This window comes from Citrobacter sp. Cu096 (assembly GCF_030332285.1).
Lineage (GTDB): Bacteria > Pseudomonadota > Gammaproteobacteria > Enterobacterales > Enterobacteriaceae > Citrobacter > Citrobacter meridianamericanus.
The window spans coordinates 38,406-61,874 of the sequence record NZ_JAOWID010000022.1; the positions used below are offsets into that span (position 1 = coordinate 38,406).

The window sequence follows — 23,469 nt, forward strand, 5'->3', positions numbered from 1 at the left end:
GGCAAAAAAATGACGCAGAAAATCGAACAGTCTCAACGCCAGGATCGCGTGGCGACCTGGAGCCGTCATGCAGAAAGTGAGCTTTCCGCTTATCAGAGCACCGCAAAAGTAGAATTACAGGCGCAAAAACCGCGCGACAAAAAGCTGTGCGCTAACCTGGAAGACGCCATTCGTCGTTCGGGTTTACAGGATGGCATGACCATCTCTTTCCACCACGCTTTCCGCGGTGGCGATCTGACGATTAACCTGGTGATGGACGCCATCGCCAGGATGGGTTTCAAAAACCTGACGCTGGCCTCCAGCTCTCTGAGCGATTGCCATGCTCCACTGGTTGAGTACATCCGTCAGGGTGTAGTCAGCCGTATTTATACCTCCGGGTTGCGTGGCCCGCTGGCGGAAGAGATCTCCCGTGGCCTGCTGGCAGAACCAGTCCAGATCCACTCCCACGGTGGCCGTGTACACCTGGTACAAAGCGGCGAACTCAGCATTGATGTCGCCTTCCTCGGCGTACCGTCCTGCGATCAGTTTGGTAACGCCAACGGTTATACCGGTAAAGCATGCTGCGGCTCACTGGGCTATGCCCGCGTTGATGCCGAAAACGCAAAACAGGTTGTCCTGCTGACAGAACAGCTACTGACCTACCCACATAACCCGGCGAGCATTACGCAGGATCAGGTGGATCTGATCGTCCAGATCGATCAGGTTGGCGATGCAGACAAAATCGGTGCTGATGCGACCCGCATGACCACCAACCCACGTGAACTGTTAATCGCCCGTAGCGCAGCAGACGTCATTGTTAACTCCGGCTACTTCAATGAAGGCTTCTCACTGCAGACAGGAACCGGCGGCGCCTCTTTGGCCGTGACGCGTTTCCTGGAAGACAAAATGCGCAGCCGCGATATCCGTGCTGACTTCGCGCTGGGCGGCATCACCGCCACCATCGTGGATCTGCACGAAAAAGGTCTGATCCGCAAACTGCTGGACGTGCAGAGCTTCGACCGTAACGCGGCTGAGTCGCTGGCCCGCAACCCAAACCACATTGAAATCAGTGCCAACCAGTATGCCAACTGGGGCTCGAAAGGCGCATCTGTCGATCGTCTGGACGTCGTGGTACTGAGTGCGCTGGAAGTTGACACCAGCTTCAACGTTAACGTCCTGACCGGCTCTGACGGCGTACTGCGCGGCGCATCCGGTGGTCACTGCGATACCGCAGTTGCCGCTGCGCTCTCCATCATTGTTGCTCCACTGGTTCGCGGACGCATTCCGACGCTGGTTGATAACGTCCTGACCTGCGTAACGCCGGGCTCCAGCGTCGATATCCTGGTCACTGACCACGGTATCGCCGTCAACCCTGCGCGTCCTGAACTGGCAGAACGTCTGAAAGAAGCTGGTATGAAAGTGGTATCCATTGAATGGCTGCGCGAACGAGCTCAGCAACTTACTGGTCAACCACGCGCTATCGAATTCACCGATCGTGTGATTGCCGTTGTGCGTTATCGCGATGGCTCGGTGATTGACGTTGTGCATCAGGTGAAGGAATAAGCCATGCACCTGCTCCCTGAATTCGCCACCCAACACGCGGTTTCGATTCCCGAGCTGCTCGCCAGCCGCGATGAGAGACAAGCAAGGCAACATGCCTGGCTGACGCGCCACCACGCGCCACTGGTCTCATTCACTGTGGTTGCACCGGGTCCGATTAAAGACAGCGCATTAACCCGTCGCATCTTTAATCACGGCGTAACCGCCCTGCTCGCACTGGCAGAAAAATCTGCCTGGATTATCAGGGAGCAAACAGCGCTGGTTTCGGCCAGCGGTCCGGAAGGTCTTTTGTCTATTGAGGCTCCGGCCCATGACCTCAAGCTCGCCACCATTGAGCTTGAGCATTCTCACCCGCTGGGACGGTTGTGGGACATCGATGTCCTGACCCCAGAAGGGGAAATTCTGTCCCGGCGTCATTTCGCACTCCCTGCCCGTCGCTGTCTGCTGTGCGGGCAAAGTGCTGCCGACTGTGCGCGGGGTAAAACTCACGCGCTTTCCGATTTACTGACTCAAATGGAGGCACTGCTGCATGATGCCGATTCCCGCAACATCACCCCATAACGCAGTCCTTCCTCTGGATCTCCCGGATGCCTACGCAACGCTTGCGTGGCGCGCCATGTTGACTGAAGTCAACCTGTCGCCCAAACCGGGTCTGGTGGATCGTTTTAACAACGGCGCACATAAAGATATGGCGCTGGAAGATTTCCATCGCAGCGCTGAGGCGATTCAGGCCTGGCTGCCGCGTTTTATTGAATACGGGGCGTTTAGCGCGCAATTGTCGCCTGAAGATGTGCTGCAAGGGCTGCGGCCGCTGGGCATGGCCTGCGAAGCCGACATGTTTCGCGCCACCGCCGGGGTGAACACCCATAAAGGGAGCATCTTTTCACTGGGACTACTGTGTGCCGCCATTGGCCGCCTGCTCCAGCTAGGCCTGACCGTCACCCCTGAAATCCTTTGCTCTACGGCAGCCGCATTTTGCCGTGGCCTGACCGAGCGCGAACTGCGCCAGAATAATCAACAACTCACGGCTGGCCAACGTCTTTATCAGCAACTGGGATTAACCGGCGCACGAGGTGAAGCCGAAGCGGGTTACCCGTTAGTCATCCAGCATGCTCTGCCGCACTACCGTGCCCTGCTGGCACAGGGGCGCGATCCTGAACTGGCGTTACTCGATACGTTACTGCTGCTGATGTCCATCAATGGCGATACCAACGTGGCCTCTCGCGGTGGCGCTGAAGGTCTGCGCTGGCTACAACAACAGGCCGCCACACTATTGCAGCAAGGGGGAATTCGCACCCCTGCCGATCTCGAATACCTGCGCCAGTTCGACCAACAGTGCATTGAACGCAATCTCAGCCCTGGAGGCTGTGCCGATCTGCTGATCATCACCTGGTTCTTAGCTCAGATTTCACAAGTTCATCATTATCACAATTAAAGATCCTTTCCGGAGAATCACACACATGTCTTTAGCAAAAGATAAAATATGGAAGTTGCTGGCCCCACTGATCGTCATGGGCGTCATGTTTCTTATCCCCGTCCCTGATGGAATGCCCCCGCAGGCCTGGCACTACTTTGCCGTGTTCGTGGCAATGATTGTCGGGATGATCCTTGAGCCAATCCCGGCAACAGCGATTAGCTTTATCGCCGTAACGATCTGCGTCATCGGCAGCAACTATCTGCTGTTTGATGCTTCAGAGCTGGCCGACCCGGCGTTTAAAGCGGGTAAGCAAGCGCTGAAATGGGGTCTGGCAGGCTTCTCCAGCACGACCGTGTGGCTGGTGTTTGGCGCGTTTATTTTCGCGCTGGGCTATGAAGTCACCGGTCTGGGTCGCCGTATCGCGTTGTTTATGGTGAAATTCATGGGGAAACGTACCCTGACGCTGGGCTATGCGATTGTTATTATCGACATTTTGCTGGCGCCGTTTACACCATCTAACACCGCGCGTACCGGTGGGACCGTATTCCCGGTTATCAAAAACCTGCCGCCGCTGTTTAAATCATTCCCAAACGATCCTTCCGCGCGCCGTATCGGCGGATATCTGATGTGGATGATGGTTATCAGTACCAGCCTGAGCTCCTCTATGTTCGTAACCGGCGCTGCGCCTAACGTGCTGGGTCTGGAATTCGTCAACAAAATTGCCGGTATTCAAATCAGCTGGTTGCAGTGGTTCCTCAGCTTCCTGCCGGTTGGTATTATTTTGCTGATCGTTGCTCCGTGGCTGTCCTATGTTCTGTACAAGCCAGAAGTTACGCACAGTGCTGAAGTTGCCGCATGGGCTGGTGATGAACTGAAAACCATGGGTAAATTGACCCGTAAAGAGCTGACTCTGATCGGTCTGGTTATACTGAGCCTGGGTCTGTGGGTTTTCGGTGGTAAGCTGATTGACGCAACCGCAGTGGGCCTGCTGGCAGTCTCCCTGATGCTGGCGCTGCACGTGGTACCGTGGAAAGACATTACCCGCTATAACAGCGCATGGAACACCCTGGTCAACCTTGCCACACTGGTCGTTATGGCGAATGGATTAACCCGTTCAGGCTTTATCGACTGGTTCGCCAACACCATGAGTACGCACTTGGAAGGCTTCTCGCCTAACGCGACCGTAATCGTGCTGGTGCTGGTGTTCTACTTTGCTCACTACCTGTTTGCCAGTCTTTCTGCACACACCGCCACCATGCTGCCGGTTATTCTGGCGGTTGGTAAAGGTATCCCGGGCGTTCCGATGGAACACCTGTGTATCTTGCTGGTGCTGTCCATCGGTATCATGGGCTGTCTGACTCCGTATGCAACAGGCCCTGGCGTAATCATCTACGGCTGTGGTTATGTGAAATCCAAAGACTACTGGCGTCTGGGTGCTATCTTCGGCGTTATCTACATCTCTATGCTTCTGCTGGTCGGCTGGCCGATTCTGGCAATGTGGAGCTAATCATTTCGGTTCACGCCTGATGAAAATGATGCCAGTCAGCTGAACCTGACTGGCATTTTTTATGATTAAATAGATGATATTCAGAATTTATATAAGTATTCGACATCATCATGAGATCAACATGGCGTTATTCTTCGTTGCTGGCAGCACTTCTGCTGCCAGTTTCTGCGGCTCAGGCCGATGAACTTCAGGCAAAACAGTACGCTGATTTTGACAGCTACGTGCTGGCCCTCTCCTGGCAAACCGGATTTTGTCAGAGCCAGCATGAGCGTAATCGTCAGGAACCTGACGAATGTCGCCTGCAAAAAGAGAGCGCGAACAAAGCGGATTTCCTGACCGTTCACGGTTTATGGCCCAGCCTGCCAAAATCTATCGCCGCCCGTGGAGTCGACAACCGCCGCTGGATGCGTTTTGGCTGCGCGACGCGACCAATTCCCAACCTACCTGAAGCGCGCGCCAGCCGTAAATGCGCGGCACCTGAAACGGGACTTTCTCTGGAAAGCGCGGCAAAGCTCAGCGCCGTAATGCCCGGCGCCGGTGGGAGATCCTGTCTGGAGCGTTACGAGTATGCCAAACATGGCGCCTGTTTCGGTTTTGACCCCGACGCGTACTTCGGCACGATGGTACGGCTGAATAATGAGGTTAAAAACAGCGAAGCTGGCAAGTTCCTGGCAGACAACTACGGTAAAACCGTCAGCCGTAGCGCATTTGACGCCGCCGTCGCCAAAAGCTGGGGTAAAGAGAACGTTAAAGCCGTGAAGTTAAGCTGCCACGGTAATCCGGCTTATCTCACGGAGATCCAGTTATCTCTGAAAGCCGACACCATCAACCAGACGTTATCCGCACAGTCATTCTTACCGCAACCGCATCCGGGTAACTGTGGTAAACAGTTTATTATCGACAAAGTGGGATACTAAACAGCCTGATCGAACACTACGCTGCTCCCTCGTCGGGCGGAACAGCGTAGTACGTCCCCAAAGATTAAGACTGAATAAAGTTGAGCAGATCGCCGTTGATCTGATGTTTATGGGTGGTGCAAATGCCATGCGATCCACCAACATACACCTTCAGTTGCGAGTCCGGTAATATTTCCGCCGCGACCTTCCCGCAGGTTTCAAACGGGACAATCTGATCGTCATCACCGTGGATCACCAGCGTCGGGATAGTCATCTTTTTGAGATCCTCACGCAGGTCAGTTTCTGAAAACGCATGGATACAGTCGTACAACGCTTTGATGGAGCCTTGTAAGCCCTGTGCAACAAAGCTTTCGCGTACGGCTTTCGACTCATTTACGCCCGGTCGGTTGTAGCCATAGAATGCTGCGGTCAGTTCATAGAAAAAGGCAGCGCGATCGTTTATCACCCCTTCACGGATACCCTCAAACACCTCTTTCGGCACGCCGTTTGGATTAAAATCGGTCTTGATCATAATGGGCGTCACCGCGCCGATTAATACCGCTTTTGCTACCCGTTGCGTTCCATGGCGACCAATGTACCGCGCCACTTCCCCACCGCCCGTAGAGTGTCCGACATGGACGGCATCTTTAAGATTGAGATACGCGGTAAGTTCAGCCAGATCGTCAGCATATTGATCCATATTGTGACCATCCCAGGGTTGGGCCGAGCGCCCATGCCCACGCCTGTCATGGGCGATCACACGAAATCCTTTCGACGCGAGGAACAACATCTGATCCTCAAACGCATCCGCCGTCAGCGGCCAACCATGACTAAAGACAATGGGCTGTCCACTTCCCCAGTCTTTAAAATGCAAATAGCTGCCGTCTTTCAAGGTTAGTTTGTCGTACTGGCTCATGAGATCTCCTGTCGCGGAACACTGAGGTTGTTTGACGCGCCCGCAGCGAGCGCTTAAAAAGCATAATGCAAATTGGAGAACGATCACGTTTTTCGGCTAAAATCACACCATACGCGACAATATTGATGATTTGCCTGAATGTGAACTAAATCACTTCAAACCTGGGGTAAGTCTCAGTATCATCATAAAAGCTAAACCCTTGCCGCCTGACGGTGAGGGTTTTCTTTTGGGATTATTTACCTGCGCACCCGCAGTATCGACGACATGGAGTAATAAATGTCCAGACCAACTATCATCATTAACGACCTCGATGCGGAACGCATTGACCGCCTGTTGGAGCAACCTGCGTTTGCTGGTTTACCGATTGCCGACGCCCTGAACGCCGAGCTGGATCGTGCCCAAATGTGTTCTCCAGAAACCATGCCGCACGATGTTGTGACCATGAACAGCCGCGTGAAATTCCGCAATCTGAGTGATGGCGAAGTCCGCGTGCGTACCCTGGTGTATCCAGCTAATATGACTGACAGCAGCACACAGCTTTCGGTAATGGCGCCGGTTGGCGCTGCACTTTTGGGTCTGCGCGTTGGCGACACCATTCACTGGGAACTGCCAGGCGGGACATCAACACATCTCGAAGTCATTGAGCTTGAGTACCAACCTGAAGCTGCTGGCGATTACCTGCGCTAACTCTGTCTTATCAAAGCGACTCGCTTTATCTTACAGGGGATGCATCCGCATCCTCTTTCCGGTTAGCCCCAGTTCCTTGTTTTTCTTCCTGTTCGCAAAACATAAATCTGTGTCGTGACTGACAGAATCATTTTTAATACTATGCTGTTATGTGTTCATGTAATGACAAGGAGAATGTTTATGTACAACACAATCATAATGCCTGTTGATGTATTCGAGATGGAACTGAGCGATAAGGCTATTCGCCATGCAGAATTTCTGGCACAGGAAAAAGGCGTTATCCATCTGCTGCACGTGTTGCCAGGATCGGCGAGCTTAAGTCTGCATCGCTTTGCCGCTGACGTTCGTCGTTTTGAAGAGCATCTGCAACACGAAGCGGAATCCCGTCTGCAAACGATGGTCGGTCATTTCAGTATCGATCCTTCTCGTATCAAACAACACGTCCGCTTTGGCAGCGTACGTGACGTGGTCAACGAGTTAGGTGAAGAGTTGAATGCGGATGTCGTTGTCATTGGGTCACGCAATCCATCAATCAGCACCCATCTGCTAGGCTCAAACGCGTCCAGCGTTGTTCGCCACGCAACACTGCCGGTGCTGGTTGTCCGCTAACAGCCGCTGATTTACTATCTTTGCGATAGATAGAAAACCCCTGCCAGGTTAACCGCCTGACAGGGGTTTTTATTCGCTCACAATCAATACAAGTGACCGATATTCACAATGGTACTGACCGTATCGCCAAAGAACGTCAGACGACTCAGGAACAGACCAACAAACAGCAGAACAAAAAGCGCTTTTGCACGACGCTCTCCCTGGCGGCTGAGTACAAAGGCCACCGCCAGACAAACCAAACTTGCCAGATAAAGCGGCGACGTCAGCCAGGCATGCGCCGTCATCTGCATGATAGTACCGCCGCTTAACCAGATAATCGGCGCGGCAATCATGACCGCCAGACAAGCGACAATCCCCTGGCGTAATGCGGCAATGGCAGGCGTGAGATTAAGCAACGGAATCGCGGCACACCCCATCACCCACACCGTGATGAAGAACAGCAGCATCGTCAGACCATTGGCGATCGCCGCCATAGCTGGGGCCGCATAAGTCATCCCCTGTACCGCCACCAGCGCGATCCCGAGAATGGATGCCAGTAAAGCTGGGGCTTTGTGCCCTTTCGCCAAAAACGTCACGCCCACCGCCGCGCCGTATAAGGTTGCGCCAAGAATTTCACGGCTCAGCCAGGCGTGCTGCAGGTTAATCAGGGCGTTGTAGGCGCGATCCGGATGCGCAAGGTGCAATACTGCCGCCACGGACGCAGCAGCCAGAACCAGCCCGCTTATCAGCCAATACAGGCGCTTGCTCTCCAGTTTTCCCTGCAAGGCACGCAGCGTCAGAATGAGTGTGATCCCAACCGACATCTGGCTCAATACGGTAAAAATAACCAGCGGAAGTTCATACTTTTCCATTACTTGCCCTCCGGCTGCTTCGGTTGGCGCGCAAGGATAAAACGCGTGCCCGGATTCAGCTGCGGCATACGCGGGAATCCCGGCGGATACTGTACGGCATTATTGGGGATCGGGTCGGCATCCAGGTCGATAAGCGTCAGCGCACCGACCGGACAGGCATTCACGCACGCCGGCTGCATACCAACATCAAGTCGCTCGTAGCACATGCTGCATTTTTCCGCTTTCTTCGTCTCCTCATTAAAGCGCGGCGCACCGTATGGGCAGTTGCGGATACAGTTTTTGCATCCGATACAGCGCTCCGGGTTATGCACCACTACACCATCTTCACGTTTGGTATACGCCTCTACCGGACACGCCGCCAGACAGGCTGGTTTTTCGCAGTGATTACAGGCCAGCGAATAAAATGCTCGCTCTTCATGCGGATAAATTTCTTTATCCAATGGATAGACATAGCGCCAGAAGCGTTCAGGCTCCAACTGGTTAAAACTCTTACACGCCATCGCACAGCCACGGCAGCCGATGCACTTATCGCTATTGACTAAAAACGCGCGTCTCATGCCGCTGCTCCTTTACTTACCAAAATGATGTCCGCAAACTGACTGTGGATCGCCGCACCCGGTGCGCCGGTTTTCATCAACCCCATATCGGCTGGGGTATCAGCCACCACGTTTTGTACGTTGTATTTGCGTTTCGGGAACCACGCCTCATACATCACCAGGAAATCTTCCGGTACGTTAGCGGTGACCTTCGCACGCAGTTCCACTTCTCCGGCGGTGTTAAACACTTTCACCAGGTCGTTTTCAGTAATTCCTCTTTTCGCTGCAGAAAGCGGATGCATATAAACAAACGGCTCCGGATAGAAAACCTGCATCCAGTCAAGGTTGATAAACTGAGAATGGATACCGAACTGCACATGCGGCGTAAACAGGTGGAATGGCAAGGTGCTTTTGGCTTCCGGTTTGTACTCCGGCAGCGCAGTATGACCATTTTTCTCGCATAGCTCAGATTTGAACTCAAACTTGCCGGAGGGCGTTTTGAACTTGCGGTCATACCAGGCCGCAGAGCTTGGTAGAATGGCTTTTTTCGGGCCGTCCAGCAGATCGTCCCAGGAAGAGATACCAAACATTTTGCCCATCCCGTCATTGAATTCCTGATCCAACCAACGTTTATGATCGAACTCCTGCGGGAACGTACAGGAACCCGGCTCCAGTTTGTTGATCGTGCGGGAAAGTAAAACGGCAATTTCCAGGTCGCATTTCGCCTCATACATCGGCTTAATGGCTGGCTGGTTGATAGAGAGCCAGTAGTGCCAGTAAGAGGCGTCTACGTTCCACTCTTCAAATGCGGTAGTCACCGGCAAAACGATATCGGCATGCCCAACGGTTTCGTTAAAGAACTGATCGGCGCACACCACCATTTCCAGTTTTTCGAACGCTTTTTCCATCTTGCTACGATCAAAATCCTGAGCAAACGGGTTCTTACAAGCGACCCAAAGCATGCGCACAGGGGGATCGTTGGCATCAAGCAACCCTTGTGCCGTCTGGTTGATATTAAGCGAACGATCGGAATATTGCGCAACTGCGCCCGCGGCGCCAAATTCGCTGGTTGCCCCAGCAGCACCGGGCATACCAACAGAACCTACCGGCGGTTTCTGCAGCATGGCATTGTAGTTAAAGCCCCAGGTATGCAGGTGACCATAACGCGCCCCGCCGCCTTCAACCCCAATATTGCCGGTCATTGCCACAAAGGCATCAATCGCACGGACGTTTGCGCCGCCGTTGACATGGCGCTGCATACCGTAGCCAATCCACACGGTGGCAGGATTAACTGCGGTAAATTCTTCCGCCAATTGACGAACAACATCAGCGGAAAGACCACAGATTTCAGCGGCCCACTCAACGGTCACATTGTTGCGCAGATAGGCTTCGAATTCCGGATAACCGTGGGAATAGTTATTGACGAAATCCTGATCCACCAGACCTTTATCCACCAGATGGCGCGCCATTCCCAACGCCAGAGCGCCATCTGAGCCTGGACGTACACGCAAGTAGAGATCGGCTTTCGCGGCAGTCTGGGTTAACAGCGGATCGATAACGACCACTTTTGCGCCTTTTTCCCGCGCCTGATAGACATATTTCATGGTGTGCATTGAACACCAGGCCGGGTTAGCCCCCCAGATGATGATGTATTTGGCTTTCACCATATCTTCCGGGTCGTTACACCACATGTCGCCCATGTCATAGTTCTGCGCATCAATACCGGCCGGCCAGCACGGCGTTCCGGCAAAACGGGTGGTGTAGCCCAGCGAAGACATCATGCCTTCAACGGCATAGTTCAGCACACCGAATTTGCCGGAGTACTTAGTCAGCGCCAGACCCAGCATTGAGCCGTCTTTCTTTTTGATCTCCAGCATCTTGGTCGCAATACGCTGCATTGCGTCTTCCCATGAGATGCGACGCCAGTTCCCGCTACCGCGAACATCCTGAACCATCGGATATTTAATACGATCCGGACTATAGACGCGACGGGGATAAGTCAGGCCTTTTACACAAGGAGTACCGTGTGTAAATGTTGACTCCGGCGCCCCTTCGACAAAGGTGATGACACCGTCTTTCACCCAGGTTTTCAGGCTACAGGTGTCATAGCAGTTACGCGGACAAGCGTTGCGATAAATTTTGTAGGTTTTGGGGTTAAACGGGATTGGCGGTTGCGCCAATGCGCAGCGTGAAGTCAGCAATCCCCCTGGCAGGGCTGCGACCGTGCCAAGGGCAATCAACCCTTTCAAAAATGAACGTCTGTTCAGAACTCCCGGTTCATTACTCATATTGATACTCTCGTTTTTAATTCATCAAGCCAAGAAGACAATCTTCCCGCTACGTTTTTCAACGTGACGGTTTGTGCATTTATATTTATTTTTTCTATATACTTGGGCACCCACACCGCGACATACTCAGATGCATATCGAGTAAGGGTCACCTGGTATTCAGATGATGCTCTGGCATTAGCTGATAATAAAACCGCCAATTCCAATACACAGGAAATATGATCATCCGGAATATTATTCCTGTCATTTATAGATAAGCCCATATTAGCCATGAATTCCCGAATGCTTCGGGTTGATTTACCCATTACGAGGGCATCTTCTTCAAGATAAACCGAGGCAAACGGCGCGGCCTTTAGCTTCTGCGGTCCGACAAACAGTGCATTGAAGTCGTACTCCACTTCCAGCCACTCCTGCTCTGTTAGCGACTCGGCATTTCTATCCAGGGCAGAATAAGCCTCTTTCAGCGCGTTACTGTCATAAGAGATAAAAAAGTCACGCAAAAATAACCCTGTCGATTCAAAGTTCGTCAGGGTTTTATATATTTCACCCATGAATTAACCAACCATTTATTCATAAAATAAATAAGAACACAATGTGGGTTAATATAATAAATGAAACGCTAACGCTTTCTTTGACTAAAAAAATGATCAGGCTAACTTAAGTAATGTTTTATGCGTTTTATTGTTTCAGGAATTGAAAATTTGTGAGCGGCGGAAATAAAAAAACCGCCAGCGGAAAACTGGCGGTTTTGGTATTGCAGGTGTGTCTTACTTTTTTATGCTACTGTCGTGCGAATCAGATAATCAAACGAACTCAATGATGCCTTGGCACCTTCGCCAGTCGCAATGATAATCTGCTTATACGGTACGGTGGTGCAATCACCGGCAGCAAAAACGCCCTTAACGCTCGTTTCGCACTTGGCATCAATGATGATTTCACCCATGCGATTACGCTCAACGGCACCTTCCAGCCAGTTGGTATTTGGCAACAGACCAATCTGTACAAAAATACCAGCCAGTTCTACGCTGTGAACATCGCCGCTTACGCGATCACGATACGCCAGACCAGTGACTTTGCTGCCATCGCCTTTCACTTCTGTCGTTTGCGCGTTGAGAATGATATCGACGTTTTTCAGACTGCGAAGTTTATTCTGCAGCACCTGATCGGCCTTCATTTCTGGAGCAAACTCCAGCAGCGTGACATGTTCAACAATACCAGCGAGGTCGATTGCGGCCTCAACACCAGAGTTACCGCCGCCAATCACTGCGACGCGCTTGCCTTTAAACAGCGGGCCATCGCAGTGTGGGCAGTAGGTTACGCCCTTGGTGCGATACTGATCTTCGCCCGGCACGTTCATGTTGCGCCATTTCGCACCAGTAGCAATGATAATACTGCGAGCTTTCAGCACTGCACCGGATGCCGTTTCGATCTGATGCAGACCGCCTTCCTGCGCCGCCGGGACCAGTTTGCTCGCGCTCTGGCTGTCGATCACATCAACATCATAATCATCAACGTGTGCTTTCAGCGCGCCGGCCAGTTTCTGACCTTCAGTTTTGGGCACCGAGATATAGTTTTCAATATCAACGGTATCAAGAACCTGACCACCAAAGCGTTCGCCCATCAGTCCGGTGCGAATACCTTTACGTGCAGAGTACACCGCCGCTGCCGCGCCCGCAGGACCAGAACCGACAATCAGCACATCATAGGCATCGCGCTTGTTCAGCTCTTCGGCTGCACGTTTTTCTGCACCGGTATCCACTTTCGCCACGATCTCAGTCAGCGTCATACGACCCTGACCGAACTCTTTGCCGTTCATATAGACCGCTGGAACGCCCATCACGTTGCGCTCGGTGATTTCGTTCTGGAATGTCCCGCCGTCAATCGCCGTATGCTTGATACGGGGGTTGAGTACAGACATCAGGTTCAGCGCTTGCACTACGTCCGGACAGTTATGGCAGGAAAGCGAATAATAGGTTTCAAACTCAAAATCACCGTCGAGATCGCGGATTTGCTCCAGCAACGCCTGCGCTTCTTTTGACGGATGACCGCCGGTCCACAGCAGCGCCAGCACCAGAGAGGTAAATTCATGACCCAGAGGAGAACCGGCAAAGCGTGGTCCCTGATGAGAACCGGGGTTAGTAATCAGAAACGATGGCTTACGTACCGCCAGAGTATTGTCTTCTTTGAAGGTGACTTTTTCTGACAATTCAGCAATTTCAGTCAGCAGTTCCTTGATTTCTGCCGATTTAGCGCTGTCATCCAGCGTAGCAATCAACTCAACAGGTTTGGTCAGTTTCTCAAGGTAAGCCCTGAGCTGGGTTTTCATATTTGTGTCGAGCATTCTTCTTCCCTCTCTGAAAACATCATCATGCAAGCCGACTTCGCTGGACTGCATTAATGCAACTTGCATCATGGTGCTGGAATGAAATGGGCGCGTCTGCGCCCATTGATTGCCGGGTGGCACTTCGTTTACCGGCCTACGGTTTCATAGGCCTGTGCAAGCGCATCACCGCAAGGCAAAACTGGCTTAGATCTTGCCGACCAGATCTAAAGATGGCGCTAAGGTCGCTTCACCTTCTTTCCATTTCGCCGGGCAAACTTCACCTGGGTGAGAAGCGACGTACTGAGCAGCTTTAATTTTGCGCAGCAGGTCAGATGCATCACGGCCGATACCTTCAGCGGTAACTTCGATTGCCTGGATGATACCCTGCGGGTCAACAACGAAAGTTGCGCGATCAGCCAGACCTTCATCTTCACGCATGTTGTCGAAGTTACGGGTCAGGGCGCCAGTCGGGTCGCCGATCATCGCGTATTTGATTTTCGCGATAGTGTCAGAGCTGCTGTGCCATGCCTTGTGAGTGAAGTGGGTGTCAGTAGAGACGGAATAGACATCTACGCCCAGTTTCTGCAGTTCTTCATAATGGTCTGCAACGTCACCCAATTCGGTCGGGCATACGAAAGTAAAGTCAGCCGGGTAGAAGAAGAAGACGCTCCAGCGACCTTCGGTATCTTTCTCGGTTACTTCGATGAACTCACCGTTTTTGAACGCCTGGTTTTTGAAAGGTTTAATTTTAGTATTAATCAAAGACATCTGTACTTCCTCCGTGTTTTCGTTGAGAGATAAGTTAACGAAAATCTCTTCGCAGGGCTAATGCGTTTCCTTTATCAAATCAATAAGCGATAACTAACAACCCACTCAAACACATGTTGTGAACTTAACGATAAAAGTAAAAAAGGCCCCCTTTGCAGGGAGCCCCATTACCCGAGCTACCCGCAGGTAACATCAGTGCCAGCAGGACTGGCTATGTGTTGCGCTCTACATTACCTTAACAAAGGTCGTAACAGCGATTGGGATTACATCACCCAACTAAAGAAAGGGCAATCGATGGACGGTCGATCTTACCTATGGCTGCGATAGGTTTTACAACAGAGTCCCCTGTCCTTCTTATTTTATAAGGAAAATCAATGTTTAAACGCACCTTACTTTTAAGCCTGCTCCCTGCAGTGGTGTATGCCGAAGAACTGCCTGCTCCTGTTAAAGCGATTGAGAAACAGGGCATTACTATCCTGAAACCCTTCGACGCGCCGGGAGGAATGAAAGGCTATCTGGGAAAATACCAGGATATGGGCGTTACTATCTACGTCACGCCTGACGGTAAACATGCCATCTCGGGCTACATGTATAACGAAAAAGGAGAAAACCTCAGCAATGCGCTAATCGAAAAAGAGGTTTATGCCCCTGCAGGTCGCGAGATGTGGCAACGGATGGAAAAGGCATCCTGGATCCTGGACGGGAAAAAAGAGGCACCAGTCATTGTCTACGTGTTTGCCGATCCTTTCTGTCCTTATTGTAAACAATTCTGGCAGCAGGCGCGCCCGTGGGTGGATTCCGGAAAAGTTCAGTTGCGCACATTGCTGGTTGGCGTAATTAAACCCGAAAGTCCGGCTACCGCCGCTGCGATTCTGGCCGCAAAAGATCCGGCCAAAACCTGGCATGACTATGAGGCATCTGGTGGGAAAATAAAGTTGGAAATCCCGACCGCCGTCCCCCCAGAACAGATGAAAGTATTGAATATCAATCAAAAGTTGATGGATGACCTGGGGGCTAACGTAACGCCGGCTATCTATTACATGAGCAAGGACAATACGTTACAACAGGAGGTCGGGTTGCCCGATAAGGATAAATTAAACATTATCATGGGAAATAAATAAAGGTAATAGAATGAGTGATTGTTATCGTTCTCATTTCAATCACTCAGCACAATTCAAATTCCCCTCGTGAAAATTACGCAGATTGTGCTATTTTAGTTAAAGTTAATGATTCATTAAGCACAGAAACATAAACCACCAGAATAACTACCATTTAAAATATTCAAAATCTTTATTTTTCTCAACATAACTATTATTGGAAGGCATATATGGCTAATCTCTACGATCTTAAAAAATTCGATCTCAATCTACTGGTTATATTTGAGTGTATTTATCAACATTTGAGCATCAGTAAGGCTGCTGAAACGCTGTATATTACACCTTCTGCTGTTAGTCAGTCGTTGCAGCGACTGCGTACGCAATTTAATGATCCACTGTTTATTCGTTCCGGTAAGGGTATTACCCCGACGGTGACAGGCATTAATCTTCATCATCATCTTGAGAAAAACCTCAACAATCTGGAACAAACAATAAACATAATGCACAGTTCCAGTCTGAGCAAAAAATTTGTTATTTACAGCCCGCAATTTGCAACCAGACTGATTATCAACGAGTTAATTCATTCTCTCAGAGATGAGTCAGATATCGAAATTGAGCATCACGATATATTAATCTCCTCAGAAACGGCGGAGAACATATTGGTATACCGCAAGGCTGACCTGGTCATTACGACAGAGTCAATCAATAACCGCTCCATTATCTGTACGCCATTCACAACACTCGAGCATGTCCTGGTTTGCAGAAAAAATCACTCAAGAATCAATGAGTCAAGTACGATTGATGACATTATACAAGAGAAGTTTACATTTTTTCTTACTGAAAATGAAGGTATTAAAAACTTCCAGTCACAAATAGATAATGCTTTAATCAATCGTAACATTGGTTTCAGCAGCGATTCGACGATCTCAATCACCAATATCATTGCCAGCACGGACATAATCGGCGTTATTCCTCGGGCTATATACGAATACTATCGTACTTCTTTAGATTTAAAAGAGATCAATATTGATTTTACATTACCATCCATTACACTTTATTTAATGTACAACAGAGCCTCACTCAACAATAATGCTTTCGCTGAATACATAGCAAGAATCAGCCAGAATATTATTTAAAACAGCAAGTGATATATTCAATCAATAAATTTAATTCATCCAGAGAATAATCCCTGGCGAACCATACAAATAAAGAATACAGCGTAAATTGCATAACACATAAACTGGCATATCCAATTACAAGCATTTATTATGTCTGTAAATAATAAGATGCCGATATGGACTTGATATGTCTGTTTATAAAATTCCTCTGGTACAAAATGTTCTGGAGGCCGCTCAGGAACGCATAACCTGGACACTAGAAACTCTGCCACGCGTGTGCGTCTCATTCTCTGGAGGAAAAGATTCAGGGCTAATGCTACACCTGACAGCCACGCTCGCTCGTCAGTTAGGAAAAAAAATTAACGTCCTGTTTATCGACTGGGAAGCACAATTTTCCTGCACTATCGACTATGTAGTAGCTCTACGTGAACGTTATGCCGATGTCATTGAACGATTTTATTGGGTGGCCTTACCGCTCACCACCCAAAATTCACTCTCACAATTTCAACCCGAATGGCAGTGCTGGGAACCTGATACACCGTGGGTTCGTCAACCACCTGCGGATGCTATAACCGACCCTGAGTTCTTCTCTTTCTATCAACCCGGCATGACATTTGAACAATTTGTTCGTGAATTTGCTGACTGGTTTTCAGAGAAACGACCAGCCGCCATGATGGTGGGCATCCGCGCCGATGAGTCATACAATCGTTTCGTCGCTATCGCCAATTCTCATAAGCAACGTTTTGCCGATGATAAACCCTGGACTACCAGCGCCCCCGGCGGGCACACCTGGTATATTTATCCGCTTTATGACTGGAAAACCGCCGATATATGGACCTGGTTTGCAAAAACCAGAATGCCGAGCAATCCCCTATACAACCTGATGTATCAGGCTGGTGTCCCAACGCGCTACATGCGCATTTGTGAGCCCTTTGGCCCGGAACAGCGCCAGGGATTATGGCTATATCATGTCATTGAACCCGAGCGCTGGGCAGCCATGTGCGCCCGTGTTAGCGGCGTCAAAAGCGGGGGAATTTACGCTGGACATGATAATCATTTTTACGGTCACCGGAAAATACTCAAACCAGAGCATTTAAGCTGGCAGGAATATGCCATGCTGCTATTGAACAGCATGCCAGAGACGACTGCAGAACATTACCGCAATAAAATCGCCGTTTATTTACAGTGGTATAAGAAAAAGGGCATGGACAATATCCCGCAAATTCAGGAAAAAGATATTGGTTCAAAGGATATTCCATCGTGGCGGCGTATCTGCAAAGTCTTGCTGAATAATGACTACTGGTGCCGGGCACTTTCTTTCAGCCCAACAAAACCTAAAAACTACCAACGTTATAACGAACGTATGAAAACAAAACGCCAGGAATGGGGGATTTTATGCAGCAACGATTAACTCAGGAACTCACTGGTTTTCTTTCTGGCCTGTCAGAAGAAGAGCGAATTGAAGCGATCAATCAATTCAGAATGGCGATACACAGCGTCAGCCCCTTTCGCGATGAGCCTGTCGATTGTGTGTTATGGGTTAAAAATGATCATATCTCGCCCAACGATTACAATCCCAATAACGTTGCCCCGCCGGAGAAAAAGTTGCTGCTGAGATCCATCGAAGCCGACGGATTCACTCAACCTATTGTGGTGGTCCAGTCAACGGCGGAAGACTATGAAATCGTCGATGGATTTCACCGTCATGAGTTAGGTAAAAGCAAGCCATTGCTGAGATCACGCCTGCATGGCTATCTGCCCGTCACCTGTTTACAACGCGAACGCCACGAACGTATGGCAGCGACCATTCGCCATAACCGTGCTCGCGGGCGGCATCAAATTCACGCTATGTCGGAAATCGTTCGTGAATTATCACAGCTGGGGTGGAGTGAAGAGAAAATAAGTAAAGAGCTAGGTATGGACGACGATGAGGTTTTACGTCTAAAACAAATCAACGGCCTGCAAGAGTTGTTTGCCGACCGTCGATTCTCTAAAGCCTGGACGGTGAAATAGCTATAGCGAAACCAAACGTTCGGCTGCCGCTAGTAGCGTCGATTCTTGCTTGGCAAAACAGAGGCGAATCAACTTATGCGGAAAAGGATCGGCGCAAAAAACCGACAACGGGATCGCCGCAACGCCCACCTCAGTCGTTAGCCACTGGCAAAACTCAACGTCGTTAAGCGTGGAAACAGCGCTGTAATCGATCAGCAGAAAATACGTGCCTTCACACGGGAGTATTTCCAGGCGGCTATCACGCAAGGCATTCACCAATATGTCGCGTTTTTGCTGATAAAATGCTGGCAGCTCATGATAGTGCGCTGGATCTTCGCGCAGCATATCCGCCAGCGCCAGCTGCGCCGGCGTATTGACAGAAAACGTCAGATACTGGTGAACCTTGCGCAATTCTGCGCTAATGGCGGCAGGCGCGACGCAGTAGCCGACTTTCCAGCCGGTCATATGATAAGTCTTACCAAATGATGAAACGGCAACAGCGCGTTCACGTAGCTGGGGATGCGCCAGCACGCTGGCATGACCCTGTTCAGCGAAGCAGATATGTTCATAAACTTCATCACTGATGACAAAGATCTCGCGTTCTTTAATCGCCTGCCACAGCGCATCAAAATCGGCGTGATGCCACACGGTGGCAGAAGGGTTATGCGGTGTGTTAAGGATCACCAGCCGGGTACGTTCGCTGAGTAAAGCGCTAAACGCCCGCCAGTCGACGCGAAAAGACGGCGGTTGCAGCGCGATACGTTTCACCACCCCGCCGGATAATTCGACCGCAGGGGCATAGCTATCGTAACTTGGGTCAAAACAAATCACCTCATCACCCTGACGCACCAGCGCCGTAATTGCGGCGTACAATGCTTCCGTTGCCCCTGCGGTGACGGTCACTTCACTATTTGCGTCAGGACTAAAGCCGTATAACTGCGTGGTTTTATCCGCAATAGCTTCGCGCAGCGGCTGCACACCCGTCATCGGCGCATACTGGTTTGCACCATGCGCGACGTGATACGCCAGACGTTCCTGCAAAAAAAGTGGACCGTCAAAATCAGGAAATCCCTGCGAGAGGTTAATGGCCTGATGCTGCTGTGCCAGCGCGCTCATTTGCGTGAAAATAGTGGTGCCCAGATTAGGTAGTTTGCTTTGCGGAATCAGCGGGTTATTACTCATTATTGTTATCCCAGCGTGTGATGTTGTGGTTGAAGCCACTATAGCACGATGCTAGTATTTGGCAATCAAGACGTTCAGACGTCTATATAAAAATAACCTGCCAGGACAGGACAGCCAAAAGGACAAACACAACATGAGTAATACCGAGATTCGCGTCGTCACCGGCCCGGCCAACTATTTTTCCCATACCGGCAGCCTGTCAAGACTCAACGATTTTTTCACTGCCGATCAACTCTCACATGCTGTCTGGGTTTATGGTGAGCGCGCCATTGATGCGGCCCGCCCTTATCTGCCAGATGCATTTCATCTTGCCGAAGCTAAGCGCCTGTTGTTCACAGGACACTGCAGCGAAACCGATGTAACTGAACTGCAAAAACTGTCAGGAGAGGATCGCAGCGTGGTGATTGGCGTGGGCGGCGGAACCTTGCTCGACACCGCCAAAGCGCTGGCTCGTCGTCTCGGTTTGCCTTTCGTGGCGATCCCGACCATTGCCGCCACCTGCGCGGCCTGGACACCGCTCTCTGTCTGGTACAACGATGCAGGCCAGGCGCTACATTTTGACATTTTCGATGATGCTAATTTTCTCGTACTGGTAGAGCCGGAAATCATACTCAACGCCCCAGAGGAGTATTTACTGGCGGGGATCGGCGATACGCTGGCGAAGTGGTATGAAGCTGTCGTTCTCACGCCTCAGCCGGAAACTTTGCCGTTGACCGTACGCCTGGGTATCCATGCCGCACAGACGATCCGCGATGTCCTGCTGGAAAGCAGCGAGCAGGCGCTAGCCGATAAACAACAAGGCAAGTTAAGCCGCACATTTTGCGATGTGGTTGATGCCATTATTGCCGGAGGCGGCATGGTTGGCGGTCTGGGCGAACGTTACACCCGGGTGGCGGCAGCACATTCGGTACACAATGGCCTGACCGTCCTTCCGCAAACGGAGAAGTTTTTACACGGCACCAAAGTGGCGTACGGCATACTGGTGCAGAGCGCCCTGCTGGAACAAGATGATGCACTGGCGCAATTGATAGCCGCTTATCAGCGCTTCAACCTGCCAACGCGGCTGGCTCAATTAGATGTGGATATCAAGAATCAGGCCGAGATTGATAAGGTGATTGCCCACACTCTGCGCCCGGTAGAATCCATTCACGCGCTAGCGGTGACGTTAACCCCGGATACCCTGCGCACGGCGTTCGAAAAGGTAGAATCGTTTACAGGGTGAGCGAAAAATCTGCCGGGAGCAGATTTGCACACTGCTTGCAGCGGCCCTGTAGGGGCGAAGCCCAGGGATGGGCCGAGTAACAAAGCCCACATACCTGCAGCTTGAATTATGAAGATCATTAACAACAGCGCGCGCCGCCTTTGCCCCCATAACGCGCATCCTGGCGCTCGCGGAAAAATTCTTCGTAGGTCATCGGCGTCTGATCCGGGTGCGTGACTCGCATATGTTCAACATAGTTGTCGTAATCCGGTACACCGATCATTAACCGGGCGGTTTGGCCTAAATACTTTCCGGCTTTAGAGAGCGTTTCAAACATAGTGGTTACCTGTCGTACAAACGCCCTCCCCGTTCAGGAGAGGGCTAATTGGTTAAGAGAATATTAGTGCGCGCCTTTCGCCTGCGCCACGATCTCTTCGACATTCTCAGGCATCGGTTCGTACGGCGTTTCTTTCGACGTAGGTTTATCTTCTTTCAACGCTGCCAGTGCAGTTTTGATAGAGAACAGACCCAGCACCACCACGACCACCATGAAGAAAATGGTAAGCCCCGCATCCAGACGGTTGTTAAACACCAGCTGCGTCAGCTGTGACTGGGTGTACTGTGCCGGAATGTTTCCGCTGTCGATCATAGCCTGGAACTTGTTGGCGATAGCCAGGAAGCCGATTTTCGCATCCGGGCTAAACGCTTTCTGCCAGCCTGCAGTCAGGGTACAAATCAGCAGCCAGGCGGTTGGCACCAGCGCCACCCATGCGTAGCGTTGACGTTTCATCTTGAACAGTACCACTGCACAAAGCATCAGCGCCATACCGGCCAGCATCTGGTTGGCGATACCAAACAGTGGCCACAGGGTATTAATACCGCCCAGCGGATCCACCACGCCCTGGTGCAAGAAATAACCCCAGGCCAGCACGCACAGCGCTGTCGCCAACAGGTTCGCTGGCAGCGAATCGGTACGTTTCAGACCCGGTGACATCACGCCCAGCAGATCCTGCAGCATAAAGCGCGCGGCGCGCGTACCGGCGTCGACTGCCGTCAGAATAAACAGGGCTTCAAACAAAATGGCGAAGTGATACCAGAACGCCACATCCATCATGCCACCCAGCGCACCGTGCAGAATATACGCCATGCCCACCGCCAGCGTCGGCGCACCGCCTGCGCGGGAGATAATGGATTGTTCGCCGACATCGTTCGCAATCTGATGCAGCGTATCAGGCGTGATAACAAAGCCCCAACTGCTCACGACCTGTGCCGCTGACGCAACCACATCGGTGGTTCCGGCAGGTGCCAGTACCGCCATCGGGCTGTTCATCGCAAAGTAAACACCTGGATCGATAACGCAGGCCGCCACCAGCGCCATAATGGCGACAAAGGATTCCATCAGCATCCCGCCGTAACCGATAAAGCAGGCCTGACCTTCATTCGCCAGCATCTTCGGCGTGGTGCCGGAGGCAATCAGCGCGTGGAAACCCGAGACTGCACCGCAGGCGATGGTAATAAACAGGAACGGGAACAAGTTACCACTCCAGACCGGGCCTGTACCGTCAACAAACTTGGTCAACGCAGGCATGGTCAGTGTCGGGCGCATGATCAGGATCCCTACCGCCAGACCAACAATGGTGCCAATTTTCAGGAAGGTAGAAAGGTAATCACGCGGTGCCAGCAGCAGCCATACCGGCAGCACGGCAGCGACAAAACCGTAGCCCACCAGCATCCATGTCAGCTGTACGCCGGTAAAGTCAAAATAAGGAGCCCAGGTAGGACTTTCCGCCACCCAGCCGCCGGAAATAATGGCGAATACCAGGAAGACCAGACCGATGACCGACACTTCACCAATGCGACCTGGGCGCAGATAACGCAGGTAAATCCCCATAAAAATCGCCAGCGGGATTGTGAACGCCACGGTATAGGTTCCCCACGGACTGTGGGTCAGCGCTTTCACGACGATCATCGCCAGTACCGCAAGGATAATCACCATGATCATAAAACAGGCCACCAGCGCAATAACGCCTGCCGTTGGGCCCATCTCTTCTTTAACCAGTTCGCCAAGGGAACGACCATCGCGACGGGTAGATACAAACAATACCATGAAGTCCTGCACCGCACCCGCCAGCACCACCCCGGCCAGCAACCAGATCATACCTGGCAGATAGCCCATTTGCGCCGCCAGTACAGGTCCAACTAATGGCCCCGCTCCGGCAATCGCCGCAAAATGGTGACCAAACAGCACTTTTTTATCGGTGGGAACATAGTCCAGACCATCGTTATGACGCACGGCTGGCGTCATACGCGTCGGGTCCAGCGCCAGTACATTTTTAGCGATGTACAGGCCGTAGAAACGATAAGCGATAAGGTAGACACAGACCGACGCCACGACTATCCACAACGCGTTGATCTGTTCACCGCGGTTTAATGCGATATAGCCGAGGGCAAATGCTCCCATTACGGAGAGCACTGTCCAGACGAGGTACTTCCCTGATTTGTTCATAGTTGTTATCCGTTGTCCGCTCCAGAGAGATGTTAC

Annotated in this window: 22 protein-coding genes; 12 read left to right on the forward strand and 10 right to left on the reverse strand. The window is 51.4% G+C overall.

Annotated features, from left to right (window positions below; translation table 11 throughout):
* Positions 1-9 precede the first annotated feature (9 nt).
* The 5 genes from citF to rna all read left to right on the forward strand — a co-directional run bounded on the left by citF (position 10) and on the right by rna (position 5,380).
* Entirely contained in the window at positions 10-1,542 is a 1,533-nt protein-coding gene (gene citF, locus OGX99_RS06970; RefSeq protein ID WP_286543037.1) for a citrate lyase subunit alpha, read from the forward strand.
* A 3-nt stretch (positions 1,543-1,545) separates the two neighbouring features.
* Positions 1,546-2,100 carry a citrate lyase holo-[acyl-carrier protein] synthase gene (citX, locus tag OGX99_RS06975; RefSeq protein WP_151218743.1) on the forward strand — a complete coding sequence of 185 codons (555 nt, stop codon included), beginning with the start codon at positions 1,546-1,548 and terminating at the stop codon, positions 2,098-2,100.
* Complete coding sequence (citG, locus tag OGX99_RS06980; protein ID WP_151218742.1) at positions 2,069-2,974, forward strand: triphosphoribosyl-dephospho-CoA synthase CitG; 906 nt, start codon at positions 2,069-2,071, stop codon at positions 2,972-2,974. Before citX ends, citG begins: the two co-directional genes overlap by 32 nt.
* A gap of 25 nt (positions 2,975-2,999) precedes the next feature.
* Complete coding sequence (gene citT / locus OGX99_RS06985) at positions 3,000-4,463, forward strand: citrate/succinate antiporter CitT (RefSeq protein ID WP_151218741.1); 1,464 nt, start codon at positions 3,000-3,002, stop codon at positions 4,461-4,463.
* Between the two features lie 110 nt (positions 4,464-4,573).
* Positions 4,574-5,380: a ribonuclease I gene (gene rna / locus OGX99_RS06990; RefSeq protein WP_286538801.1), complete on the forward strand. Its 807-nt coding sequence runs from the start codon at positions 4,574-4,576 to the stop codon at positions 5,378-5,380.
* A 64-nt stretch (positions 5,381-5,444) separates the two neighbouring features.
* On the opposite strand, the gene OGX99_RS06995 is transcribed toward rna, so the two are convergent.
* Positions 5,445-6,275 carry an alpha/beta fold hydrolase gene (locus OGX99_RS06995; protein WP_151218739.1) on the reverse strand — a complete coding sequence of 277 codons (831 nt, stop codon included), beginning with the start codon at positions 6,273-6,275 and terminating at the stop codon, positions 5,445-5,447.
* Between the two features lie 276 nt (positions 6,276-6,551).
* On the opposite strand from OGX99_RS06995, the gene rnk reads away from it, so the two are divergent.
* Positions 6,552-6,962 carry a nucleoside diphosphate kinase regulator gene (gene rnk / locus OGX99_RS07000; RefSeq protein WP_005120853.1) on the forward strand — a complete coding sequence of 137 codons (411 nt, stop codon included), beginning with the start codon at positions 6,552-6,554 and terminating at the stop codon, positions 6,960-6,962.
* 180 nt (positions 6,963-7,142) lie between these two features.
* The gene (gene uspG, locus OGX99_RS07005; protein WP_151218738.1) at positions 7,143-7,571 is read left to right on the forward strand and encodes a universal stress protein UspG; all 429 of its coding nucleotides are present in this window, start codon (positions 7,143-7,145) and stop codon (positions 7,569-7,571) included.
* A gap of 83 nt (positions 7,572-7,654) precedes the next feature.
* Here uspG and OGX99_RS07010 read toward each other — a convergent pair whose 3' ends face one another.
* The 6 genes from OGX99_RS07010 to ahpC form a co-directional block, all read right to left on the reverse strand.
* Positions 7,655-8,422, reverse strand: coding sequence for a dimethyl sulfoxide reductase anchor subunit family protein (locus tag OGX99_RS07010; protein WP_210904815.1), 768 nt, complete (start codon positions 8,420-8,422; stop codon positions 7,655-7,657).
* Entirely contained in the window at positions 8,422-8,979 is a 558-nt protein-coding gene (locus tag OGX99_RS07015; protein ID WP_286543039.1) for a 4Fe-4S dicluster domain-containing protein, read from the reverse strand. Before OGX99_RS07015 ends, OGX99_RS07010 begins: the two co-directional genes overlap by 1 nt.
* Positions 8,976-11,246, reverse strand: coding sequence for a molybdopterin-dependent oxidoreductase (locus OGX99_RS07020; protein WP_151224916.1), 2,271 nt, complete (start codon positions 11,244-11,246; stop codon positions 8,976-8,978). The genes OGX99_RS07015 and OGX99_RS07020 overlap by 4 nt, the downstream gene beginning before the upstream one ends.
* The gene (locus OGX99_RS07025; protein ID WP_151224915.1) at positions 11,243-11,797 is read right to left on the reverse strand and encodes a TorD/DmsD family molecular chaperone; all 555 of its coding nucleotides are present in this window, start codon (positions 11,795-11,797) and stop codon (positions 11,243-11,245) included. Before OGX99_RS07025 ends, OGX99_RS07020 begins: the two co-directional genes overlap by 4 nt.
* Before the next feature lie 224 nt (positions 11,798-12,021).
* Positions 12,022-13,587: an alkyl hydroperoxide reductase subunit F gene (ahpF, locus tag OGX99_RS07030; protein WP_151224914.1), complete on the reverse strand. Its 1,566-nt coding sequence runs from the start codon at positions 13,585-13,587 to the stop codon at positions 12,022-12,024.
* Between the two features lie 186 nt (positions 13,588-13,773).
* On the reverse strand, positions 13,774-14,337 hold the full coding sequence (ahpC, locus tag OGX99_RS07035; RefSeq protein WP_004859485.1) for an alkyl hydroperoxide reductase subunit C: 564 nt from the start codon (positions 14,335-14,337) through the stop codon (positions 13,774-13,776).
* A 374-nt stretch (positions 14,338-14,711) separates the two neighbouring features.
* Between ahpC and dsbG the strand changes: the two genes are divergently transcribed.
* The 4 genes from dsbG to OGX99_RS07055 all read left to right on the forward strand — a co-directional run bounded on the left by dsbG (position 14,712) and on the right by OGX99_RS07055 (position 18,565).
* On the forward strand, positions 14,712-15,458 hold the full coding sequence (gene dsbG / locus OGX99_RS07040; protein ID WP_151218735.1) for a thiol:disulfide interchange protein DsbG: 747 nt from the start codon (positions 14,712-14,714) through the stop codon (positions 15,456-15,458).
* Between the two features lie 206 nt (positions 15,459-15,664).
* Positions 15,665-16,570: a DNA-binding transcriptional repressor CitR gene (citR, locus tag OGX99_RS07045; RefSeq protein ID WP_286538811.1), complete on the forward strand. Its 906-nt coding sequence runs from the start codon at positions 15,665-15,667 to the stop codon at positions 16,568-16,570.
* A 169-nt stretch (positions 16,571-16,739) separates the two neighbouring features.
* Positions 16,740-17,963, forward strand: coding sequence for a phosphoadenosine phosphosulfate reductase (locus OGX99_RS07050; RefSeq protein ID WP_187252832.1), 1,224 nt, complete (start codon positions 16,740-16,742; stop codon positions 17,961-17,963).
* A complete protein-coding gene (locus OGX99_RS07055; RefSeq protein WP_151218734.1) occupies positions 17,948-18,565 on the forward strand; it encodes an IbrB-like domain-containing protein in 618 nt (205 codons plus the stop codon). The genes OGX99_RS07050 and OGX99_RS07055 overlap by 16 nt, the downstream gene beginning before the upstream one ends.
* Here OGX99_RS07055 and OGX99_RS07060 read toward each other — a convergent pair whose 3' ends face one another.
* Positions 18,566-19,726 carry a pyridoxal phosphate-dependent aminotransferase gene (locus OGX99_RS07060; RefSeq protein WP_151218733.1) on the reverse strand — a complete coding sequence of 387 codons (1,161 nt, stop codon included), beginning with the start codon at positions 19,724-19,726 and terminating at the stop codon, positions 18,566-18,568.
* Between the two features lie 133 nt (positions 19,727-19,859).
* Here OGX99_RS07060 and OGX99_RS07065 point away from each other — a divergent pair, with 133 nt between their 5' ends.
* A complete protein-coding gene (locus OGX99_RS07065; protein ID WP_286543042.1) occupies positions 19,860-20,948 on the forward strand; it encodes an oxidoreductase in 1,089 nt (362 codons plus the stop codon).
* 118 nt (positions 20,949-21,066) lie between these two features.
* On the opposite strand, the gene OGX99_RS07070 is transcribed toward OGX99_RS07065, so the two are convergent.
* Positions 21,067-21,264, reverse strand: a complete 198-nt coding sequence (locus OGX99_RS07070; RefSeq protein ID WP_151218731.1) for a YbdD/YjiX family protein — start codon at positions 21,262-21,264, stop codon at positions 21,067-21,069.
* 63 nt (positions 21,265-21,327) lie between these two features.
* Positions 21,328-23,433: a pyruvate/proton symporter CstA gene (gene cstA, locus OGX99_RS07075; RefSeq protein WP_187252835.1), complete on the reverse strand. Its 2,106-nt coding sequence runs from the start codon at positions 23,431-23,433 to the stop codon at positions 21,328-21,330.
* Positions 23,434-23,469 lie beyond the last annotated feature (36 nt).

What these genes read in the sequence shown, in the direction of transcription:
- citF (WP_286543037.1), top strand. Translation starts at nt 10, where the DNA reads ATGACGCAGAAAATCGAACAGTCTCAACGCCAGGATCGCGTGGCGACC.
- citX (WP_151218743.1), top strand. Translation starts at nt 1,546, where the DNA reads ATGCACCTGCTCCCTGAATTCGCCACCCAACACGCGGTTTCGATTCCC.
- citG (WP_151218742.1), top strand. Translation starts at nt 2,069, where the DNA reads ATGATGCCGATTCCCGCAACATCACCCCATAACGCAGTCCTTCCTCTG.
- citT (WP_151218741.1), top strand. Translation starts at nt 3,000, where the DNA reads ATGTCTTTAGCAAAAGATAAAATATGGAAGTTGCTGGCCCCACTGATC.
- rna (WP_286538801.1), top strand. Translation starts at nt 4,574, where the DNA reads ATGAGATCAACATGGCGTTATTCTTCGTTGCTGGCAGCACTTCTGCTG.
- OGX99_RS06995 (WP_151218739.1), bottom strand. Translation starts at nt 6,275, where the DNA reads ATGAGCCAGTACGACAAACTAACCTTGAAAGACGGCAGCTATTTGCAT.
- rnk (WP_005120853.1), top strand. Translation starts at nt 6,552, where the DNA reads ATGTCCAGACCAACTATCATCATTAACGACCTCGATGCGGAACGCATT.
- uspG (WP_151218738.1), top strand. Translation starts at nt 7,143, where the DNA reads ATGTACAACACAATCATAATGCCTGTTGATGTATTCGAGATGGAACTG.
- OGX99_RS07010 (WP_210904815.1), bottom strand. Translation starts at nt 8,422, where the DNA reads ATGGAAAAGTATGAACTTCCGCTGGTTATTTTTACCGTATTGAGCCAG.
- OGX99_RS07015 (WP_286543039.1), bottom strand. Translation starts at nt 8,979, where the DNA reads ATGAGACGCGCGTTTTTAGTCAATAGCGATAAGTGCATCGGCTGCCGT.
- OGX99_RS07020 (WP_151224916.1), bottom strand. Translation starts at nt 11,246, where the DNA reads ATGAGTAATGAACCGGGAGTTCTGAACAGACGTTCATTTTTGAAAGGG.
- OGX99_RS07025 (WP_151224915.1), bottom strand. Translation starts at nt 11,797, where the DNA reads ATGGGTGAAATATATAAAACCCTGACGAACTTTGAATCGACAGGGTTA.
- ahpF (WP_151224914.1), bottom strand. Translation starts at nt 13,587, where the DNA reads ATGCTCGACACAAATATGAAAACCCAGCTCAGGGCTTACCTTGAGAAA.
- ahpC (WP_004859485.1), bottom strand. Translation starts at nt 14,337, where the DNA reads ATGTCTTTGATTAATACTAAAATTAAACCTTTCAAAAACCAGGCGTTC.
- dsbG (WP_151218735.1), top strand. Translation starts at nt 14,712, where the DNA reads ATGTTTAAACGCACCTTACTTTTAAGCCTGCTCCCTGCAGTGGTGTAT.
- citR (WP_286538811.1), top strand. Translation starts at nt 15,665, where the DNA reads ATGGCTAATCTCTACGATCTTAAAAAATTCGATCTCAATCTACTGGTT.
- OGX99_RS07050 (WP_187252832.1), top strand. Translation starts at nt 16,740, where the DNA reads ATGTCTGTTTATAAAATTCCTCTGGTACAAAATGTTCTGGAGGCCGCT.
- OGX99_RS07055 (WP_151218734.1), top strand. Translation starts at nt 17,948, where the DNA reads ATGCAGCAACGATTAACTCAGGAACTCACTGGTTTTCTTTCTGGCCTG.
- OGX99_RS07060 (WP_151218733.1), bottom strand. Translation starts at nt 19,726, where the DNA reads ATGAGTAATAACCCGCTGATTCCGCAAAGCAAACTACCTAATCTGGGC.
- OGX99_RS07065 (WP_286543042.1), top strand. Translation starts at nt 19,860, where the DNA reads ATGAGTAATACCGAGATTCGCGTCGTCACCGGCCCGGCCAACTATTTT.
- OGX99_RS07070 (WP_151218731.1), bottom strand. Translation starts at nt 21,264, where the DNA reads ATGTTTGAAACGCTCTCTAAAGCCGGAAAGTATTTAGGCCAAACCGCC.
- cstA (WP_187252835.1), bottom strand. Translation starts at nt 23,433, where the DNA reads ATGAACAAATCAGGGAAGTACCTCGTCTGGACAGTGCTCTCCGTAATG.